Origin of the sequence: Clostridium malenominatum, from assembly GCF_039521365.1 — a bacterium.
GTDB classification, from domain to species: Bacteria; Bacillota; Clostridia; order Clostridiales; family Clostridiaceae; genus Clostridium_AW; species Clostridium_AW malenominatum.
The window spans coordinates 1-17,889 of record NZ_BAAACF010000012.1; the positions used below are offsets into that span (position 1 = coordinate 1).

At 34.6% G+C, this 17,889-nt stretch carries 17 protein-coding genes; 5 read left to right on the top strand and 12 right to left on the bottom strand.

Annotated features, from left to right (window positions below; genetic code table 11):
• Positions 1–115 precede the first annotated feature (115 nt).
• The gene (locus ABDZ69_RS15575) at positions 116–541 is read right to left on the bottom strand and encodes a hypothetical protein (RefSeq protein ID WP_343771092.1); all 426 of its coding nucleotides are present in this window, start codon (positions 539–541) and stop codon (positions 116–118) included.
• Between the two features lie 270 nt (positions 542–811).
• On the opposite strand from ABDZ69_RS15575, the gene ABDZ69_RS15580 reads away from it, so the two are divergent.
• The 4 genes from ABDZ69_RS15580 to ABDZ69_RS15595 are packed head-to-tail and all read left to right on the top strand — an operon-like array spanning position 812 to position 4,092.
• Entirely contained in the window at positions 812–1,255 is a 444-nt protein-coding gene (locus tag ABDZ69_RS15580; protein WP_343771094.1) for a LytTR family DNA-binding domain-containing protein, read from the top strand.
• 8 nt (positions 1,256–1,263) lie between these two features.
• Entirely contained in the window at positions 1,264–1,671 is a 408-nt protein-coding gene (locus ABDZ69_RS15585; RefSeq protein WP_343771095.1) for a DUF3021 family protein, read from the top strand.
• Positions 1,668–2,366: an ABC transporter ATP-binding protein gene (locus ABDZ69_RS15590; protein ID WP_343771097.1), complete on the top strand. Its 699-nt coding sequence runs from the start codon at positions 1,668–1,670 to the stop codon at positions 2,364–2,366. Before ABDZ69_RS15585 ends, ABDZ69_RS15590 begins: the two co-directional genes overlap by 4 nt.
• A gap of 4 nt (positions 2,367–2,370) precedes the next feature.
• On the top strand, positions 2,371–4,092 hold the full coding sequence (locus ABDZ69_RS15595; RefSeq protein ID WP_343771099.1) for an FtsX-like permease family protein: 1,722 nt from the start codon (positions 2,371–2,373) through the stop codon (positions 4,090–4,092).
• A 97-nt stretch (positions 4,093–4,189) separates the two neighbouring features.
• Here the strand turns inward: ABDZ69_RS15595 and ABDZ69_RS15600 are convergent, their stop codons facing one another.
• The 11 genes from ABDZ69_RS15600 to ABDZ69_RS15650 form a co-directional block, all read right to left on the bottom strand.
• Positions 4,190–5,143: a thiamine pyrophosphate-dependent enzyme gene (locus tag ABDZ69_RS15600; protein ID WP_343771101.1), complete on the bottom strand. Its 954-nt coding sequence runs from the start codon at positions 5,141–5,143 to the stop codon at positions 4,190–4,192.
• A gap of 12 nt (positions 5,144–5,155) precedes the next feature.
• Complete coding sequence (locus ABDZ69_RS15605; protein WP_343771103.1) at positions 5,156–6,340, bottom strand: transketolase C-terminal domain-containing protein; 1,185 nt, start codon at positions 6,338–6,340, stop codon at positions 5,156–5,158.
• A 13-nt stretch (positions 6,341–6,353) separates the two neighbouring features.
• Positions 6,354–6,653: a 4Fe-4S binding protein gene (locus tag ABDZ69_RS15610; protein ID WP_343771105.1), complete on the bottom strand. Its 300-nt coding sequence runs from the start codon at positions 6,651–6,653 to the stop codon at positions 6,354–6,356.
• Complete coding sequence (locus tag ABDZ69_RS15615) at positions 6,646–7,230, bottom strand: 2-oxoacid:acceptor oxidoreductase subunit gamma family protein (protein ID WP_343771107.1); 585 nt, start codon at positions 7,228–7,230, stop codon at positions 6,646–6,648. Before ABDZ69_RS15615 ends, ABDZ69_RS15610 begins: the two co-directional genes overlap by 8 nt.
• Before the next feature lie 22 nt (positions 7,231–7,252).
• Positions 7,253–8,605, bottom strand: coding sequence for a Na+/H+ antiporter NhaC family protein (locus ABDZ69_RS15620; RefSeq protein WP_343771109.1), 1,353 nt, complete (start codon positions 8,603–8,605; stop codon positions 7,253–7,255).
• 168 nt (positions 8,606–8,773) lie between these two features.
• The gene (gene megL, locus ABDZ69_RS15625; RefSeq protein WP_343771111.1) at positions 8,774–9,976 is read right to left on the bottom strand and encodes a methionine gamma-lyase; all 1,203 of its coding nucleotides are present in this window, start codon (positions 9,974–9,976) and stop codon (positions 8,774–8,776) included.
• Between the two features lie 207 nt (positions 9,977–10,183).
• A complete protein-coding gene (locus ABDZ69_RS15630) occupies positions 10,184–11,746 on the bottom strand; it encodes a sigma 54-interacting transcriptional regulator (protein ID WP_343771113.1) in 1,563 nt (520 codons plus the stop codon).
• 171 nt (positions 11,747–11,917) lie between these two features.
• A complete protein-coding gene (locus tag ABDZ69_RS15635; protein WP_343771115.1) occupies positions 11,918–13,321 on the bottom strand; it encodes a GntP family permease in 1,404 nt (467 codons plus the stop codon).
• An 18-nt stretch (positions 13,322–13,339) separates the two neighbouring features.
• A complete protein-coding gene (locus ABDZ69_RS15640) occupies positions 13,340–14,890 on the bottom strand; it encodes an acyl CoA:acetate/3-ketoacid CoA transferase (protein ID WP_343771117.1) in 1,551 nt (516 codons plus the stop codon).
• 257 nt (positions 14,891–15,147) lie between these two features.
• Positions 15,148–16,788, bottom strand: a complete 1,641-nt coding sequence (locus ABDZ69_RS15645) for a sigma-54 interaction domain-containing protein (protein WP_343771119.1) — start codon at positions 16,786–16,788, stop codon at positions 15,148–15,150.
• A 127-nt stretch (positions 16,789–16,915) separates the two neighbouring features.
• A complete protein-coding gene (locus ABDZ69_RS15650; RefSeq protein WP_343771121.1) occupies positions 16,916–17,335 on the bottom strand; it encodes a MaoC family dehydratase in 420 nt (139 codons plus the stop codon).
• 183 nt (positions 17,336–17,518) lie between these two features.
• On the opposite strand from ABDZ69_RS15650, the gene ABDZ69_RS15655 reads away from it, so the two are divergent.
• Positions 17,519–17,887 carry a GntR family transcriptional regulator gene (locus ABDZ69_RS15655; protein WP_343771123.1) on the top strand — a complete coding sequence of 123 codons (369 nt, stop codon included), beginning with the start codon at positions 17,519–17,521 and terminating at the stop codon, positions 17,885–17,887.
• Positions 17,888–17,889: the final 2 nt, after the last annotated feature.

Below are 17,889 nucleotides of genomic sequence, written 5' to 3' on the forward strand. Positions count from 1 at the left end.
TTTTTTTCTACTCATAGCTATAAGCCTTTTAGAACCCCAGGTATAACCTGGGGTATTCAAAATACAAAAAGAGGACTTTGCCTCAGGCAAAATCCCCTCCATAATTATTCATTTTCTACTCTTCTCCACAAAAGAACAGAAGTCTCTTCCACTTTCTATCCACTTCTTCTTGAGCTTTAGCAATTAAAGCCTTTCCTTCTTCTGAACTAAACAAGTGTTTAAATCTTCCCTGTGGTTTTAGCCATTCTTCCAGTGGAAGTTTATTCTTAGGCTTGTAGCTTAATTTAAACTCTCCATTCACCACTTCATATAGTGGCCAATAGCAGGTTTCCACAGCTAGTTTAATTAATTCTAGCTCTGTTGCTGAATCACAGCTCCATCCTCTTGGACATGGAGCTAATACGTTCATGAATGTAGCTCCCCTAAACTCATTTATGGCTCTGTCAGCTTTATTATATAAATCCATAGTGTACTTTGTTCCAGGTACTACTGGAACAGTTTGTGCCACATATGGTATAGTATTATCCCTATTTAGGGTCATTTAACAAAATTGCTCCAAAATTTAATTTTTTAGCCTTTCTAGAAGTAAAATAATAGTATAATATTATTACGTCTTTATTTGGAAGTAATTATTGATATTAAATTATTTGAAATATCATGCATTGAAATAACTAACATTAAACTCTAATAACTTTAAATAAAATCGTACATTCCATATAATATAATTAGCATGTTAGTAGCCGAAATTTGCACGTTGGTCTTACTTCCCTTGAAATCCCTAAATCAGCATAATATACTGGAGGCATGGCAGATGATTGTTGTAAAGCTAGAAGAACACCTATCTCAAAAAGATATTGATGTTCTCATAAGATACTCAAAGATGAATCAAACGGTTAAGCGATTAATAACGTTAATAAAATCTATTGATAGCTCGGTAAAGTGTAATTCAGACGGTATCGAAACATGGGTGAATGCTTCGGATATCTATTACATAGAGAGCGTAGACAAGCGCACTTTTGTCTATGGCGAAAAATTCGTTTGCCAGACAGATTTGCGGCTGTACCAACTCATTGAAGAACTTTCATCGGTTGGATTTGTCCAAATTAGCAAATCTTGCATCCTAAACTTAAATTATTTGGAAAGTATACGCACATTGATGAATAGCCGTATGGAAGCAACTTTGACAAATGGTGAACGCGTAACTGTCACAAGAAAATATATCCCAAAAATAAAATCTAGTTTATTGGAAAGATAGGTGCAGACATGAAAACTCTAATAAAGAATTGTTCGGCAACAACAGGGCTTACGATTGTATTGCTAGCTGTGATTGCCACATTTTATCAAGCAAGATTTCTGTTGGTCGATAGCATCTTTCAGTCTTTTGCGGTAAATGCCCTTATCCATGCAGGGTTAATATTGGTTAGGAAATTTGAAAGTATATTTTTTCTTGTAGAATCTTTGTTGGAAATTGGATATGTTCTCTTAATACTTATCCCCGCTGGTTTTCTGTTTGGATGGTATAGCAGCACTCCTTTATGGCTTGTCATACTCATGGGTATTATTGTCTATACAGCAGGATGCTTTATAAATGTTCTACGAATCAACAATGATATTAATTTTATTAATAAACAATTACAGATTCGTAAAATAAGAAAGGAAGATAGCATTTGAAACATATTTTAAGAGCAGAAAATGTTACAAAAAAATTTGATAGTCACGAGTTTGCCCTAAAGGGTATCAGCTTAGGTATTACAGAGAATACTTTTACGGTCATACTTGGGCAGAGTGGATCGGGCAAAACCACCCTTCTCAATGTTCTGTCCGGCTTGTTTAAACCAACATCGGGTGATGTTTGGTATGGAGACGAAAAAGTTAGTGGCATGTCAGAATCTCGCCTTGCTAACTGGAAGCGTAGCAAGGTAGGGAACATCTTTCAAAACTATCTACTATTAAACAATCTTACTGCTGAAGAAAATATAAAGATTGGCATTCCACAAAACTCCACTCCCTTATCCTTTGACAACCTTACTCATTTTCTAGAAATAAATGACATTCTAAAAAAATTTCCCGCACAGCTTTCTGGTGGGCAACAGCAGCGCGTTGCCATAGCAAGAGCAGTTATCAAGAAGCCGAGAATATTATTTTGTGATGAAGCAACCGGTGCCTTAGATGAAGCTAACGGTAAAAAAGTAGTAGCTCTCCTGCATAACATAAAATCCGCTTTTGGTATTACGATTCTATTTACAACACATAATCAGCAGATTGCTAAGACAGCAGACAGAGTGATTACTATAAAAGACGGACTATTGTTCCACGACTATACAAATCATAATCCAATATCCGCAAACGATATGATATGGGGGTAGAACTATGAGTTTGATGGTCAAGCAGCTTATAAAAGAACTGCTTAAAAATCGAGTATTTGTTGGACTGCTTCTTGTCCTTTCTATTTTTGCGTCCTTTATGTATTTTTTTGTCCAGTTTTCTATTGATGGAAATATAACTATGTTTGATAAACTTCCTGTACTTAGCAACAATGAATCACTTTATTTAAATGCTCTAAATTCTAATAGCATTCTTGCATTTAATTTTCTTATCGTATTATCAGTCCTGACTAGCTTTGTTTTTGCTATGTTCTATTACCGTTTTTTTAGAAAAAATAAAAAACAAATCGGCTGCTTGAAATCAATGGGCTTTAACAATCGTTCACTTGCTTTTTCCTTTGTTGTCTTTACTGCAATTCTTACACTACTTGGTGCTGTCATCGGATTAGCTCTGGGATACCTTGGGTCCAGTGTGCTAATAAATGCAAATACCCACTCATACGCTATGAGCGGATTAATAAAAGGTATAACTATTTCGCATTTATCAATAGGATTTCTAACTGTGTCAGTGGTATCCTGTTTGGTTACATTGCTATGCTATGGTTCTATTAGCGGGAAAGAAACCGGCATTTTGCTCGCGGGAATAAATAGCAGTGCAAGGTACTCTAAAATATTACAACTTGCAAATCAAATTGCAGAAGCTTTGCCTACAAAAGACAAAATTCCTATCCGTATTGCACTTAGAAAACCCGTCGCTGTTCTTATGATTGTATCGGCAGTGATGGGATGCACGGTAATGTTTATAATAGGAAATTCCTTGAATCTAAGCAGTGGCAAGGTTTTTCTTTCGCAGACCGAGGGGCACCATTATCTTTTTGATACCCGATATGATACATATCGTGAGCAGAATGGCGCCTTATCCGAGACACAAATATATTTGTTTAAATCAGGAACACTCAAGCAAGTAAACGGTAATAATATTGAACAGCAGATAGTTGGCTTAGCGGACAGTGAAAAGCTTCTCTCACTTGCTGATAAAGACGGAACAAGCTTAGAAGTACCAATGATAAACGACATATATATTAGTTCCGCACTTGTTGAAATGTATGGATTTCAGAAAGGTGATACCATTCTTGTCAATATAGGTGCCGCTGAACGAATCTTGACGGTGACTGGTATTGCTGCCAACGCAACAAGTGGTTGCGTTTATGTCAACCGAAATATCCTTGCCGATATGCTTAATATTCAATTAGCCGCTTATAATGGCGTTTTTAGTATGAAACCACTCAATAATGGCGGCGTAACTACAACACATGAACATAAACTTGATACACTTAACCGAGCATCCGTCTCCAATCAAAACAGTGCTATTATCAATCAATTTATCGGATGTCTTGTAGGATGCATCTTGATATTTCTTGCGCTCATCTTAAACTTTCAAGACAGCACACGTGATATGTTGACTCTTCATTTAATAGGGTATAGTCCTAAAGCAATTAAGAAAATGCTAATAGATATTTATAAGCCTGTACTTTGGATTTGGTTTTTTGTGATGTTGTGGCCATGTATCTTGATAGCCAAAACGGTTCAAAAATCGCTTTCAGTTCAGACTGGCGACTATATGCCGTTTAGTATTAATATTCTTATAATTGTAATTGTATTTGCCCTACTGAATATAATTTATATTTTTGCACAAAGCACTTTTAATATTGGGATTAAGCGAATTATTGCAAAAGAAGAAATATCTGAGTATACAATTATAGAATAAAAAAGAATAATTTATCCTGCAAACTGCATATAAACAAAGGAGATTTTGCCCATGCAAAATCTCCTTTGTTTATATGTTATTTATTCTTTGTTATCTGCTATTCTTCTTCTCCACAAAGAAACAATAACCTCTTCCACTTTCTATCCACTTCTTCTTGAGCTTTAGCAATTAAAGCCTTTCCTTCTTCTGAACTAAACAAGTGTTTAAATCTTCCCTGTGGTTTTAGCCATTCTTCCAGTGGAAGTTTATTTTTAGGCTTGTAGCTTAATTTAAACTCTCCATTTACCACTTCATATAGTGGCCAATAGCAAGTTTCAACAGCTAGTTTAATTAATTCTAGCTCTGTTGCTGAATCACATCTCCATCCTCTTGGACATGGAGCTAATACGTTCATAAATGTAGCTCCTCTAAACTCATTTATGGCTCTGTCAGCTTTATTATATAAATCCATAGTGTACTTTGTTCCAGGTACTACTGGAACAGTTTGTGCCACATATGGCAAATTGTGAGCAGCCATAATCATAGTTAGATCTTTTCCACCTTGTTTTTTACCTAAGGATTCGCTTCCTTGAGGACTTGTTGTAGTGTCTGCTCCTACTGGAGTTGCAGAGGATCTTTGAATTCCTGTATTCATATATGCTCCGTTATCATAGCATACATAAAGCATATCGTGTCCTCTTTCCATAGCACCAGATAAGGATTGGAATCCTATATCGTAAGTTCCACCGTCTCCCCCAAAGGCAATGAATTTAAATTCTTCTTTTATTTGTCCTTTAGCCTTTAACACTCTATAAGCTGCTTCAGTTCCGCTAATGGTAGCTGCTGCATTTTCAAAGGCTGTATGAATAAAAGAGTCCTTCCAAGCTGAATAAGGGTATAAAGTTGTGGAAACTTCTAAGCATCCTGTAGCATTGGATATAACAGCCTTATGCTCTGGTTTAACTGCCTTTAGTACCCACTTTGCTATCATAGGGGCTCCACATCCACCACACATTCTATGTCCACTGGTTATTCTATCTGGAATTTTAGTTAATTCTTTTAATGTAGCCATCCGTAATCCCCCCTATTCCCTTAAACCTAAGTAGTTATATTTATTGTATTTACCTGTCTCTAAAGCTTCTAATAAATCCATGTAAACACTTTCTAAGCTTTCCACTCTAACGTCTCTTCCGCCTAGCCCGTAGATATAGCTCATGAGTATCTTGTCATTATATTTTCCATATAAAGAACCTGCTACATCTCCAAATAATGGACCACCATTTCCTGATAAACATTCAGATTTATCCATTACCGCTATAGCTTTAACATTTTTAAGAGCTTCTACTATTTCATCCACTGGGAAAGGTCTGTATAATCTTATCTTTAATACTCCCGCTTTAATGCCTTTTGCTCTTAATTCGTCCGTTACAGCCTTTGCTGTTCCAGCTGAGGAACCTATTATAACTAAAGCTACATCAGCATCCTCTAATCTGTATTCTTCAAAGAGTCCATATTTTCTTCCTGTTAACTCTTCATACTCTTTTGCTACTCTTAAAGCTACTTCTTTAGCATTTAAAAGTCCTTGTTTTTGCTGTCTTTTCATTTCCATATAATAATTAGTAAGAACCATAGGCCCTACCGCTATACTCTTCTCACCAAGAAGTCCTGCTCCAGTTCTTTTATTAGCTCCAACGAAGTCTGCCACATCTTTATTGTCCATGATAAACAAGTTTTCTACAGCGTGGCTAGTGATAAATCCATCATAGCATACCATACCAGGAACCATAACTTCCTCATCCTCTGCTATTTTTAGTGTTTGAATAGCGTTATCATAAGCCTCTTGAGTGTTTTCTGCATACATTTGTATCCATCCTGCATCTCTTGCTCCCATGGAATCTGAATGGTCATTATGAATATTAAGTGCCGGTGACATTGCTCTATTTACTAAAGCCATTATAATTGGGCACCTGTCTCCTGCTGCTATATGAAGCATTTCCCACATAAGTCCTAATCCATTTGATGAGGTAGCAGTCATTACCCTAGCTCCTGCTGCTGAAGCTCCAATACACGCGGACATAGCACTATGTTCAGATTCTACAGCTACAAACTCTGCCTTAACTTCACCATTTGCAACGAAGGATGAAAAATATTGTGGTACCTCTGTTGATGGAGTTATAGGAAAGGCTGGAAACACGTCTGGACCCATTTGCATCATAGCTATTGCTACAGCTTCATTACCGCTTAAACTTTTTCTTATTTGATTAGCCATCTTCTCTTCCCTCCTATTCTTCATCAACCAGCTCTAGAGCCTTGAAATTACATTGTTCTACGCATACTCCACAGCCTTTACAGTGATCATAATCTATACTAGTCATTTTTCCATCTTCTACTATTATGGACATATCAGGACAAACTGCCCAGCAAAACATGCAATGTTTACATTTATCTTCATACCAAATAGGTTTCATTACTCTCCAGTCACCAGTTTTAAAGTCTACTGCATTTCCACCATCCAGCATGGTTCCCCCTCTAGGGATGTCTTTCCATGGGGTTTCTGGAGTAACTTTCATTCTTCTATCCAATTCTAGTCACCTCCAAAAGTCCTCTTTTAAGTGCTGCCATATTTTTATCTATAACATGAGGTTTTGTTGAGAATTTATGTTCAAAAGAGCCTTGCATATCCTCAACAAATTTTTCCTCATCTATAATACCAATAATCTTAACTATAGCTGAAAGCATTGGAGTGTTTGGAAAATATGCTCCTAAGGTTTCTTCGGAGATGGTTCTTGCGTCTATGGTATAAATTGCTCCTTCATATCCTCCAAGCTCTTTTTTTATTGTATCTGCATCTTTTCTAGTGTTTATAATGATAGCCCCTTCTTTTTTTAGACCTTTAATACATTCACCGGTTTTAAGTAGAGTTTCATCTACTACCACTACGTAATCTGGCTCATAAATATTACTATGAACTCTTAGTGGATAATTTGCTATTCTGTTATAAGCTGTAATTGGTGCTCCCATTCTTTCTGGACCGTATTCTGGGAATCCTTGAATATACATTCCTCTAGAGAAAGCTGCTTCTGCCAGTAACAATGAAGCGGTTTTAGCACCTTGTCCCCCACGGCCATGCCAACGTATTTCGATTAATTTTTTCTCCATTAATTAAATCCTCCCTAACATTCTATAGCTTAGCTTCTTCTTTACTCCAATCCCAAGGAGTTTTCTTTATTAATGCATCAGCAAAAGGAATATACATGGATAGTATTGCTGATATTGCAAGTAACCATTGGTACCATAAAAGTGGTAATACTTCAAATGGCGATACTGCTCCCTTAGTAAAGCTTAAAATTATTAACATTTGAGCTCCATAAGGAATTATTCCCTGCATAACACAGGAGAAAATATCAAGTAGCGCAGCACTTCTTCTTGGGTCAACTTTATATTCTTGGCACATTTCCTTTGCTATTGGTCCGTCAATGATTATAGCTACAGTATTATTTGCAACCGCTGCATCTGTAACAGCAACTAGTGCCGCTATCCCCATTTCTGCTGACCTCTTGCCTTTAACCATTGTCTTAATTTTTTCTAGTAAGAAATTAATTCCCCCAGCCTTTGTAATCATTTGAGCAAGTCCACCAGTAAACATGGATAATAAGAAAATATCTACCATTCCAAGCATACCATTAAATATTTCCTGGGAAAAAGTTAGTACTGTTAAATTGCCAAAACCTAGTCCTATTGCGCCTGAAACAACTATGCCTAAGGTTAAAACCACAAATACGTTTACACCTATTATAGATAGCACTAAAACTAATACATATGGCAAAACCTTGATAAGGCTAAAATCGTAACTTTGCATAGCAGGTACCACTTCTGGTCTTCCAAATATTAATAATAAAATTGCTGTTATTATAGCTGCTGGAACCGCTATATAAAGGTTCACTCTAAACTTGTCCCTCATTTCGCAACCCTGGGTTCTAGTGGCCGCAATGGTAGTATCCGATATTACAGAAAGGTTGTCCCCAAACATTGACCCTCCTACTACAGCCGCTAAAACTAGAGGAAGAGAAAGTCCTGATTTTTCTGCAAGTCCTACTGCAATTGGTCCAACTGCAACTATAGATCCTACTGAAGTTCCTGTAGAAATAGATATAAAGCAGGTTATTACAAATAATCCTACAGTTATAAATTGCGGTGGTATATAAGTAAGTCCTAGGTTAACGGTGGATTCTACTCCGCCCATAGCCTTTGATACAGTAGCGAAAGCTCCTGCTAAAAGATAAATTGTACACATTATTATAATGTCTTTGTTTCCGCATCCTTCTAAAAGGGCATCAAATTTTTCTTCCGCTGTTCCTTTAAGAATGAAAAATGCGCTTATGATTCCGCAAAATATAGCTACTGGTGCAGGTAATTGGTAGAATGCCATCTCCACACCCTGAGCTTGAAGTATTAAACCACTACCTAAATAAATAGCAATAAACACTAAGAAAGGTATCAGCGCCGTACCACTTGATTTTTTCTTTATCTCCATAATAATCCCCCTTTTATATAGTTTTTTAGTTTTTTAGTGTTTTAGATTTTTAATGTTGGTGAAAATTCTTTCAGAATTTTTATTATTGAAATTCTGAAAGAATTTCTTCATCAACTATTTAACTAAAAATCTAATCATCTAAAAATCTGTATAAAGTTGCCTGCAACTTTATACTAATAAATCTAAAGCTCCCTTTAAGTCTTCAATTATGTCCTCTGCTGTTTCTAATCCAACGGATAATCTAACTAAACCATCACTAATACCAGCTGCAAGTCTTTCTTCTCTTGTGTATGGTGAATGTGTCATAGATGCTGGATGTTGAATTAGAGTTTCCGCGTCTCCTAAACTAACTGCAAGTGTAGCTAGTTTAACATTGTTCATAACTACCTTTCCTTCTTCCAATCCCCCCTTTAATTCAAATGAAATCATAGCTCCTGGTAAGCTCATTTGCTTTTTAGCAATTTCATAATATTTAAAGCTTTCTAAGCCTGGATAATATACTTTTTCTACTGCTGGATGTGATTCTAAAAATTCTGCTACCTTCATAGCATTTTTACAGTGTCTTTCCATTCTAACTTCTAAAGTCTTCATACCTCTAATAACTAAGAAGGCATCAAATGGACTTATAACAGCTCCTGTCATGTCTTTTACTCCAAATAATCTAACCTGATCTATAAATTCCTTTTTACCTACAGCAAAACCTGCTATAACGTCTCCATGTCCATTTAAATATTTAGTAACGGAGTGCAGTACCACGTCTGCTCCTAGTTCTAAAGGTCTTTGTATATATGGAGTACAGAATGTATTATCTACAAAAACCATACATCCTTCTACTTCATGAGCAATTTTTGATATTTCTCTAATATCAGTAACTTTTAAGTTAGGGTTTGCTGGTGTTTCTAAATATACTACTTTAGTATTTTCTCTCATGGCAGCTCTAACTTCTTCCAAGTTAGTTGAATCTACAAAAGTAACTTCTATACCAAATCTAGTTAATCCATGGCTAAGTAGCGCAAAGGTACATCCATAAAGAGTATCGTCTGCCACTACATGATCTCCTGCTCTTAATGCTGACCATAGTGCAGATGATATGGCTCCCATACCTGATGCTGTGGCAACAGCCGCTTCTCCACCTTCAAGAATTGCAATCTTTTCTTCTAATTGGTCTGTGGTTGGATTTCCAAGTCTTGTATATATATGTCCACACTCCGCACCTGCAAATCTTCTTCCACCTTGTTCTGCTGATTCAAATACAAAAGTTGAAGTTTGAAATATTGGCGTGGAAAGAGCACCATATTGTGAATCCTTTTTATACCCTCCATGAACTGCCTTTGTTCCAAATCCCATATTAACTATATGCATCTTATCCATAATAAATCCCCCTTATTTAAATTAAAATATTTGTCTTTTTATATAGTAATAGCAATTACTATGCCAAATATTCTAAAAATTCTAAATTACCTGCCAATCATTGATAAATAAGGCTTTTCAATTTTGGGATATATTATAATAAATTAAATGTAAAGCTTTTCAACCACTTTATAGCATTAAGTGTAAATATATATTACCACGTGTAAATTATTCTTTCCACTCTATGCCATACTTATTAATCTTATTTATCACAGTGGTATGAGAAACCCCTAATGCTTTTGCGCTTTTTCTTAAAGTTTTATTTTTTCTTAAGGCTTTTATTATTACTTCTTTTTCTGTAATTTCCATAATCTCGTTTAGCTTTAGGTTTTCTTCCTCTAAGATATTATGAGCCATTGGTAAGTTATCATTGAAATTTATTATTAAATGCTCAGCTTTTAATAGCTTATCATTACATATGTTCATAGCTCTCTCTACAACATTTCTAAGTTCTCTTACATTTCCAGGCCAATTATATTTCATTAAATTATTTATAAATTCTAAATCAGTACCTAATATTCTTTTACTTATCTTCTTATTAAGGTCTTCAATAAAAAACCTAACAAGACTAGGTATGTCCTCTAAATGTTCCCTTAAAGGTGGTATATATACAGGTATAACATTTAATCTATAGTATAAATCCTCTCTAAACTTGCCTTCCTTAACCATTTCCTCAAGATTTCTATTGGTGGCACACACAATTCTAACATCTATGCTTTCCTCAATGTTGCTTCCTATTCTTCTTACCACTCCCTCTTGTAGAACCCTAAGTAGCTTTGCCTGTAATAGAAGAGGAAGTTCTCCTACTTCATCTAAAAATAAAGTTCCTTCATGAGCTTCTTTAAAAAGACCTTCCTTTGTGGCAAAGGCTCCTGTAAAGCTTCCCTTTTCATATCCAAAAAGTTCACTTTCAATTAGATTATTCGGAAGGGCTGCACAATTTACAGGAATGAATTTTTTATCTTTTCTACTACTTAAATTGTGAACGGCCTTGGCAAACAACTCCTTACCTGTTCCACTTTCTCCCCTAAGTATTACCGTAGAGTTGCTTTTAGCTACAGCTTTTATCATTCCCTTTACTCTTTCAATGCCCAAGCTATTACCTATAATATTATTAAAAATTCCATTGTTTGAAGAGGATACCACATTGGCAATTTCAATAGCTTTGTCCATATCTCTAATGGAAGCCACCACTCCAATATTGTTATCATTATCATCTTTAACAGGTCTTACCGTAGCAAGATAATGACTTCTTCCTCTTCCATTTTGAAAATTCACTTCAATATTGTCGTGTTTCTTACCACTCTTTAATAATTCCACCATGGGCTCATTTTTTATTAATTTATTTATATTCTTCTCTAAAATATCTTCCTTACTATAATAAAAAACGTTTTCACAATAACTATTAAATATCTCCACTTCGGATTTTTCATTTATGTACATTATCCCCTCATCTATGGAGTCAATTATAGCTAGAAGTTTTCTTTGGGATTTTTCGTGGTCTAAAAGTTCAATTCTATTAATTTGAAATACACCTTCAATGGAAAAAATACTCATCTTTAATTCTTCTATTTTATCTTGATGGATATCCTCAATTTTTACACAAACTCTGCCAGTAAACACCTCAACAGAGATAAGATTAATATTTAGTTTATGTATTTTTTCTAAAAACTCTAAGGTTATACCTATTCTATCTACAGCAATTATTTCTAACCGAATAAACTTTTCCATATTGCACCCCTTACAAAATATGTTACTTATGTATAATGCTATACTAAATTTTACTTTATATCAATATGGTAAAAATAAAAAAGCCACCAGGTTGCTGGAGTAACCTGGTGGCTTTTTTGAGTGTTTAGAAATTTTTAATGAGTGTATGAATGTGATGATATATTTTTTAGCTTACACTATTCCCATCATAGCTAATAGTATCGCTATAACAGTACCAGCTATAGGAATTATAACTGAAACCATTCCTATATCTACGTAGGATTCTTTGTGCGTTAATCCACATATTGATAATAGTGTTATAACTGCACCGTTATGTGGTAATGTATCAAGTCCACCACAGGCTAATGCTGCTATTCTGTGAAGAACTTCTGGATTTATTCCCTGCTGTAATGCTAGGTCATAATAAGTTTTTCCTAAGGTTCCAAGAGCGATACTCATTCCCCCTGATGCTGACCCTGTAATACCTGCAAGTATATTAACGGAAATTGCTTCCGAAATAATCGGGTTACTAGATATTCCTAGTATAGCTATCTTTACTATTTCAAAGGCTGCTAGAGACTGAATAACGTTTCCGTATCCAACTTCTGCTGCTGTGTTTAATATAGCTAGTAAGGAACCAAAAGCTCCTTGGTTTAAACTATTAATAACTGTTACTTCTTTAAATCTCTTATAATTTAATATGATTACTGAAATTATAGCAATTACTAATGAAATAACTAAACTCCATGTTCCTGCTACAGATGCTAGTTTTGTGCTGTAAGGAGCTTGAGTTAAATAATCTCCATTGTATTTTCCAGCTACAAAAACCATTCTTGATAAAATAAAGTTAATAGCTAAAACTAATATAATAGGCACCATAGCAACGGTAAAGGATGGTAACTCACTTTCATTAAATTCAACTACCTTATCTTTTGCATGGTTTCCATAACCTTCTCCTGCAGCCATAGCTTTTTTAGCTCTGTACATAAGCCAAGCTAATCCTCCGCCTCCCATAACTATACCTGCAACAATACCAAGAACTGGTGCTGCATAAGCGTTTGTTCCGAAAAATGGCATTGGTATAGCATTTTGTATTTGAGGCGTTCCTGGCAATGCTGTCATTGTAAAGGTAAAAGAACCTAATGCAATGGATCCTGGAATTAATCTCTTTGGAATACCAGCTTCTCTAAATAATGCACAAGCTATTGGGTAAACTGCGAAAGCAACAACGAATAGTGAAACTCCACCATAAGTTAAAACTCCACAGGATAAAACAACAGCAATTATTGCTTTTTCCTTACCTAATTTTTTTGCAATAGCATGAGAAATAGCTTTTGCTGCTCCTGAATCGTCCATTATCTTACCAAAAATTGCTCCTAGTAAGAAAACAGGGAAGTAGGATTTAATATAGCCTGCAAGGGCCTTCATGAAAACTTCTGTATATGTTGCCATTAGAGGAATTTGTTGTCCTCCAAAGCTTCCCATCAATGCAGCAAATAGAGCCAACACCGGGGCAAGTATTAAAACTGTAACACCTCTATAAGCCAAGTACATAAGTAAACCTAATGATAAAATAATACCTATAACTCCTATCATACATTTCACCCTTTCATATTATTTTTTTAATCCCATGAGTTTGTCCATGAATATTCTTTCATCCATTAATTTTAAATTTTCCGATATAATTGGTTTAAAATTCATTTGTTCTAGTATATCCTTTTGAAGATCTACTCCTGGTGCAATTTCTATTAGTGTTAATCCTTCCTTTTCTAGACTAAACACTGCCCTTTCAGTGATATAGAGAACGGATTGTTCAATTTCTCTTGCATAATCACCGCTAAAGGTAATTTGTTCTACATGGTCAATAAACTTCTTTGATTTACCTTCATTTTCTATTATTAATTTTCCCTCTATAACCTTTACTTCCAACCCTCCAGCTGTAAAGGTTCCGCAGAACACCATCTTCTTAGAGTTTTGTGATATATTTATAAAACCACCTGCACCAGGTATTCTTGGGCCAAATTTACTTACATTTATATTTCCGTATTTATCGCATTGAGCAAGTCCTAAAAAGGCTGCATTTAACCCTCCTCCATCGTAGAAGTCGAACTGATAAGGTTGATCGAGTATAGCCTCTGGATTTGTTGCTGCTCCAAAACTTAATCCACCTGCTGGTACTCCTCCTACTGGACCTGCTTCCACCGTTAGAGTCAAGCTTTCTCCTATTCCCTCTTCATTAGCAACTATGGATACCCCCTCAGGAATTCCTATTCCTAAGTTAACTATGGAGTTTGGTGTTAATTCTAGGGCTGCACGTCTTGAAATTATCTTTCTTTCATCTAATGGTAGTGGTGGTATATTATTTAAAGGAATTCTAACTTCTCCTGAATATGAAGGATTATATTTTTCTGAGAAAGTCATAAAGGTGTTTTCTTCTTTTCCTACAACTATTGCACTTACATATATGCCAGGTATCTTAACTAGTTTAGGATTTAAACTTCCTTCCTTAACTACTTTTTCTACTTGAACGATTACAACTCCTCCTGAGTTTTTAACTGCTTGGGCAATAGACAAGGTTTCCACTGTAACCGCTTCTTTTTCTAAGGATATATTTCCCTTTTCATCGGCATAAGTACCTTTTAAAAGAGCCACATTAATTGGGAAAGCTTTATAATACAATCTTTCATGCCCGTCAATATTTACAACCTTTACTATATCTTCCTTAGTTACTTCATTGAGTTTTCCACCTTCTATTCTAGGATCAACAAAGGTTTTTAAACCTACGTGGGTAATAGTTCCTATTTTCCCTGCAGCTATATCTCTAAATAAATGAGTTATAACTCCTTGAGGCAGATTATAGGCTTCTATTTTATTTTCATTTGAAAGTTTTTGAAGCTTAGGTACAAGTCCCCAGTGTCCTCCTATAACTCTTTTAACTAAACCTTCATGTCCAAAATGATTCAAACCACGATTTTTCGAGTCACCTTGTCCAGCTGCATAAACTAAGGTTAGATTTTTGGGATATCCCTCACTTAAAAATCTTTTTTCAACTTCAAGGCTTAAATCTTCTGGGTGTACGGCACCAATAAAGCCACCTACTGCAACGGTATCACCATCTTTAATCAATTTTATAGCATCTTCAACAGCCATAACTTTAGATTTCATTCTCATGCCTCCTTTGGTAATTTTGCTTTGTAATACTTATTAGCAATAATCGTGCCATAGTTGAAAGGCTTGTTAAAACATTAACTTTTCTGTATTTTAGGGTAATTTCAACTAATTTTCAGAATAAAGAGACTATAGTTGTACGCTTTTATTTACACTTGCAACGTTTTCAATAAAAAAGTGTAGTGTTTTTCTAACACTACACTTTTTACGACAGATTTATCGTAAACTTTTCCGTACAGTTTTTTATTATTTGGCTAGATATTATGTTTTTCTATTTTTTCATACAGGGAAGTTCTACTAATATTAAGCATTTTAGCTACTAAGGATTTATTCCAATTACAAGCAATCAAAGCTTTCAAAATGGCATCCTTCTCCGCTACATTAATAATATCATTTAAGCTAGTATTTTCAAATTCATACTTATTTTTCACTATATCCTTTGGCAAATGCTTGCACTCAATTAATCCATTATAATCTACTAAATTAATAGCTCTCTCTATTACATTTTCCAGCTCTCTAACTCCGCCTTCCCATTTATAGTTCATAAGAGAGCAGCTTGCATCTTTAGATAAACCTTTTATTTTTTTATTTAATTTAGAAGATACTTTTTCCGTTAAATAATTTGCTAGCATTTCTATATCTTCTGGTCTCTCTCTTAAAGGAGGTATATTTATAGTAATTACATTTAATCTATAGTATAAATCCTCTCTAAAGGTTCCTTCTTTTATCATTCCCTCTAAAGCTCTATTTGTAGCCGCAATAATTCTTACATCTATTTTTTTGCTTCTATTGGCTCCCACTCTTTCTACTTCCTTTTCTTGAAGCACTCTTAATAATTTTGCTTGCATGTGAAGAGGCATGTCTCCTATTTCATCTAAGAATATAGTTCCTTCATGGGCTAACTCAAATTTTCCCATTTTCCCTTCTTTTCTAGCCCCTGTAAAAGATCCCCCCTCATACCCAAAGAGCTCCGCTTCTAAAAGATCTCTAGGAATAGCTGCACAATTTACTTTTACAAAATTTCCATAGGCTCTTTCGCTAGCCCTATGTATAGCATGAGCAAATAACTCCTTACCAGTACCACTTTCCCCTCTTAAAAGTACATTTGAATTTGTATGTGCCGACTTTTTAGCTAGGTTTTTTGCTTGAATAAAGGGTTTACTCTTTCCTATAAGATTATCGAAACTATAGGTGGCGCTGTTACTATGTTCAAATTCACCCTTATATTTTTTATACTCATCTTCAATATTTCTAATTTTATTATACAGTAAATCTAATTCTTTAATGTTTTTAAACAAAACCTTGCCTATTACAGCTACTAATTCGCCATTTTCAATTACTGGCATTCTATTAGCTATCATATACTTTCCCTTTATCCTTTGAAGTTGAGCTGTTTCTGGAATAAGAGTCTTTGCCACAATATGCATACGAGTATTTTCTATAACATCTGCTACATGACGACCAATAGCCCACTGTTGTTCTATTTCTAAAAATTCAGTATAGGCTTTGTTTATCATAGTTATAATACCATCTTTATCTATGACGACAATTCCGTCATAGGCCATTTCTAAAATAAAGTTCAAAACTTTAACGGTGCTTTTTTCTCTGTGAAGTTCATTACGTAAACCTTCAATTTCTTCTGTATCATATATTAACAATATGTATCCACTTTTTATATTTTGTTTCTTAACTGTAAAAATGTCTATCTTAAATTCCTTCCATTTTCTACTGCCATCACTGACTATTTCTTCTAAGTCCAAGTCTGGTATAACCTCTTTGATATAGATAGATTTTTCACCGTCTAAATTAAACATTACTTTACTTTTTTCATTAAATGTATATATTTCCCCTAAGTTATTTACAACAATCATTCCTACATCTATGTTGTCTAGCATAATTTCCAATGAGTCTTGAAGCATTATACCACTCCTCATTAATTTCTATATATAATATTTTATCTGAAATATGAAAAAATAGAAAGAACCTCTATACGTAGTATAAAAGCTCTTTCAAATTTAATTATTATCTTCTAGGAGGCATTACCTTTGCCTGTCCTTCGATAACAACCTTTCCCTCTTGATTAGTTACAGTAGTTTTAAGTACTAATCTATTTTTTTCATCATTTTTTTCAATAACTTCTGCTGTAGCAGTACATGTGTCACCTATTCTTACAGGTGCTAAAAACTTTAAGTCTTGTCCCATGTAAATAGTTCCAGGGCCAGGTAAGTACATTCCAAGCACTGTGGAAATTAAGCTAGATACTAACATTCCATGGCATATTCTTCCCTTGAACATAGTCTTTTCGGACTCTACCTGATTAACATGAGCTGGATTTAAATCTCCAGTGATTCCTGCAAATAAGTACACATCTGTTTCTGAAAGAGTCTTTGTAAAAGAAGCTTTGTCCCCAATATTAATTTCACCTATAGTTTTTCCTATCATAAAACACTACCTCCTGATTATTAATATTTTTTCATTGAATATTTAAAGCAAGAAGTGTGCCAATTAAATTTTGATTTTTAATTAAATAGTTGTTGACAAAATTTCGTTAGCAAGTATATACTGTATATATACAACATATACAGTATATACAAAGTATACAGTTTGCTATAAAGGAGTGTGTTTATGAATATAATAATATCCAATTCTTCTGGTGAACCAATATATGAGCAAATAACCAATCAAATAAAAGGTTTAATTTTATTTGGAGAACTTGGAGCAGGAGATTCTCTTCCTTCTATAAGGAATTTAGCACAAGAATTACGAATTAGTGTTATAACCACTAAAAGAGCTTATGAAGAATTAGAAAAGGAAGGTTTTATTCAAACCGTACCTGGTAAAGGCTCCTTTGTGGCTGGTCAGAACAAGGAGTTACTTAAAGAAAAAAGAATGAGGATTATCGAGGAAAAGCTATCCGAAGTTGTGGAAGAAAGCAAATTAATTGGCCTTGGGTTAAATCAAATTATAGATATAATAAAAATTTTATACGAATAAAT

What these genes read in the sequence shown, in the direction of transcription:
- ABDZ69_RS15575 (WP_343771092.1), bottom strand. Translation starts at nt 541, where the DNA reads ATGACCCTAAATAGGGATAATACTATACCATATGTGGCACAAACTGTT.
- ABDZ69_RS15580 (WP_343771094.1), top strand. Translation starts at nt 812, where the DNA reads ATGATTGTTGTAAAGCTAGAAGAACACCTATCTCAAAAAGATATTGAT.
- ABDZ69_RS15585 (WP_343771095.1), top strand. Translation starts at nt 1,264, where the DNA reads ATGAAAACTCTAATAAAGAATTGTTCGGCAACAACAGGGCTTACGATT.
- ABDZ69_RS15595 (WP_343771099.1), top strand. Translation starts at nt 2,371, where the DNA reads ATGAGTTTGATGGTCAAGCAGCTTATAAAAGAACTGCTTAAAAATCGA.
- ABDZ69_RS15600 (WP_343771101.1), bottom strand. Translation starts at nt 5,143, where the DNA reads ATGGCTACATTAAAAGAATTAACTAAAATTCCAGATAGAATAACCAGT.
- ABDZ69_RS15605 (WP_343771103.1), bottom strand. Translation starts at nt 6,340, where the DNA reads ATGGCTAATCAAATAAGAAAAAGTTTAAGCGGTAATGAAGCTGTAGCA.
- ABDZ69_RS15615 (WP_343771107.1), bottom strand. Translation starts at nt 7,230, where the DNA reads ATGGAGAAAAAATTAATCGAAATACGTTGGCATGGCCGTGGGGGACAA.
- ABDZ69_RS15620 (WP_343771109.1), bottom strand. Translation starts at nt 8,605, where the DNA reads ATGGAGATAAAGAAAAAATCAAGTGGTACGGCGCTGATACCTTTCTTA.
- megL (WP_343771111.1), bottom strand. Translation starts at nt 9,976, where the DNA reads ATGGATAAGATGCATATAGTTAATATGGGATTTGGAACAAAGGCAGTT.
- ABDZ69_RS15630 (WP_343771113.1), bottom strand. Translation starts at nt 11,746, where the DNA reads ATGGAAAAGTTTATTCGGTTAGAAATAATTGCTGTAGATAGAATAGGT.
- ABDZ69_RS15635 (WP_343771115.1), bottom strand. Translation starts at nt 13,321, where the DNA reads ATGATAGGAGTTATAGGTATTATTTTATCATTAGGTTTACTTATGTAC.
- ABDZ69_RS15640 (WP_343771117.1), bottom strand. Translation starts at nt 14,890, where the DNA reads ATGAAATCTAAAGTTATGGCTGTTGAAGATGCTATAAAATTGATTAAA.
- ABDZ69_RS15645 (WP_343771119.1), bottom strand. Translation starts at nt 16,788, where the DNA reads ATGCTAGACAACATAGATGTAGGAATGATTGTTGTAAATAACTTAGGG.
- ABDZ69_RS15650 (WP_343771121.1), bottom strand. Translation starts at nt 17,335, where the DNA reads ATGATAGGAAAAACTATAGGTGAAATTAATATTGGGGACAAAGCTTCT.
- ABDZ69_RS15655 (WP_343771123.1), top strand. Translation starts at nt 17,519, where the DNA reads ATGAATATAATAATATCCAATTCTTCTGGTGAACCAATATATGAGCAA.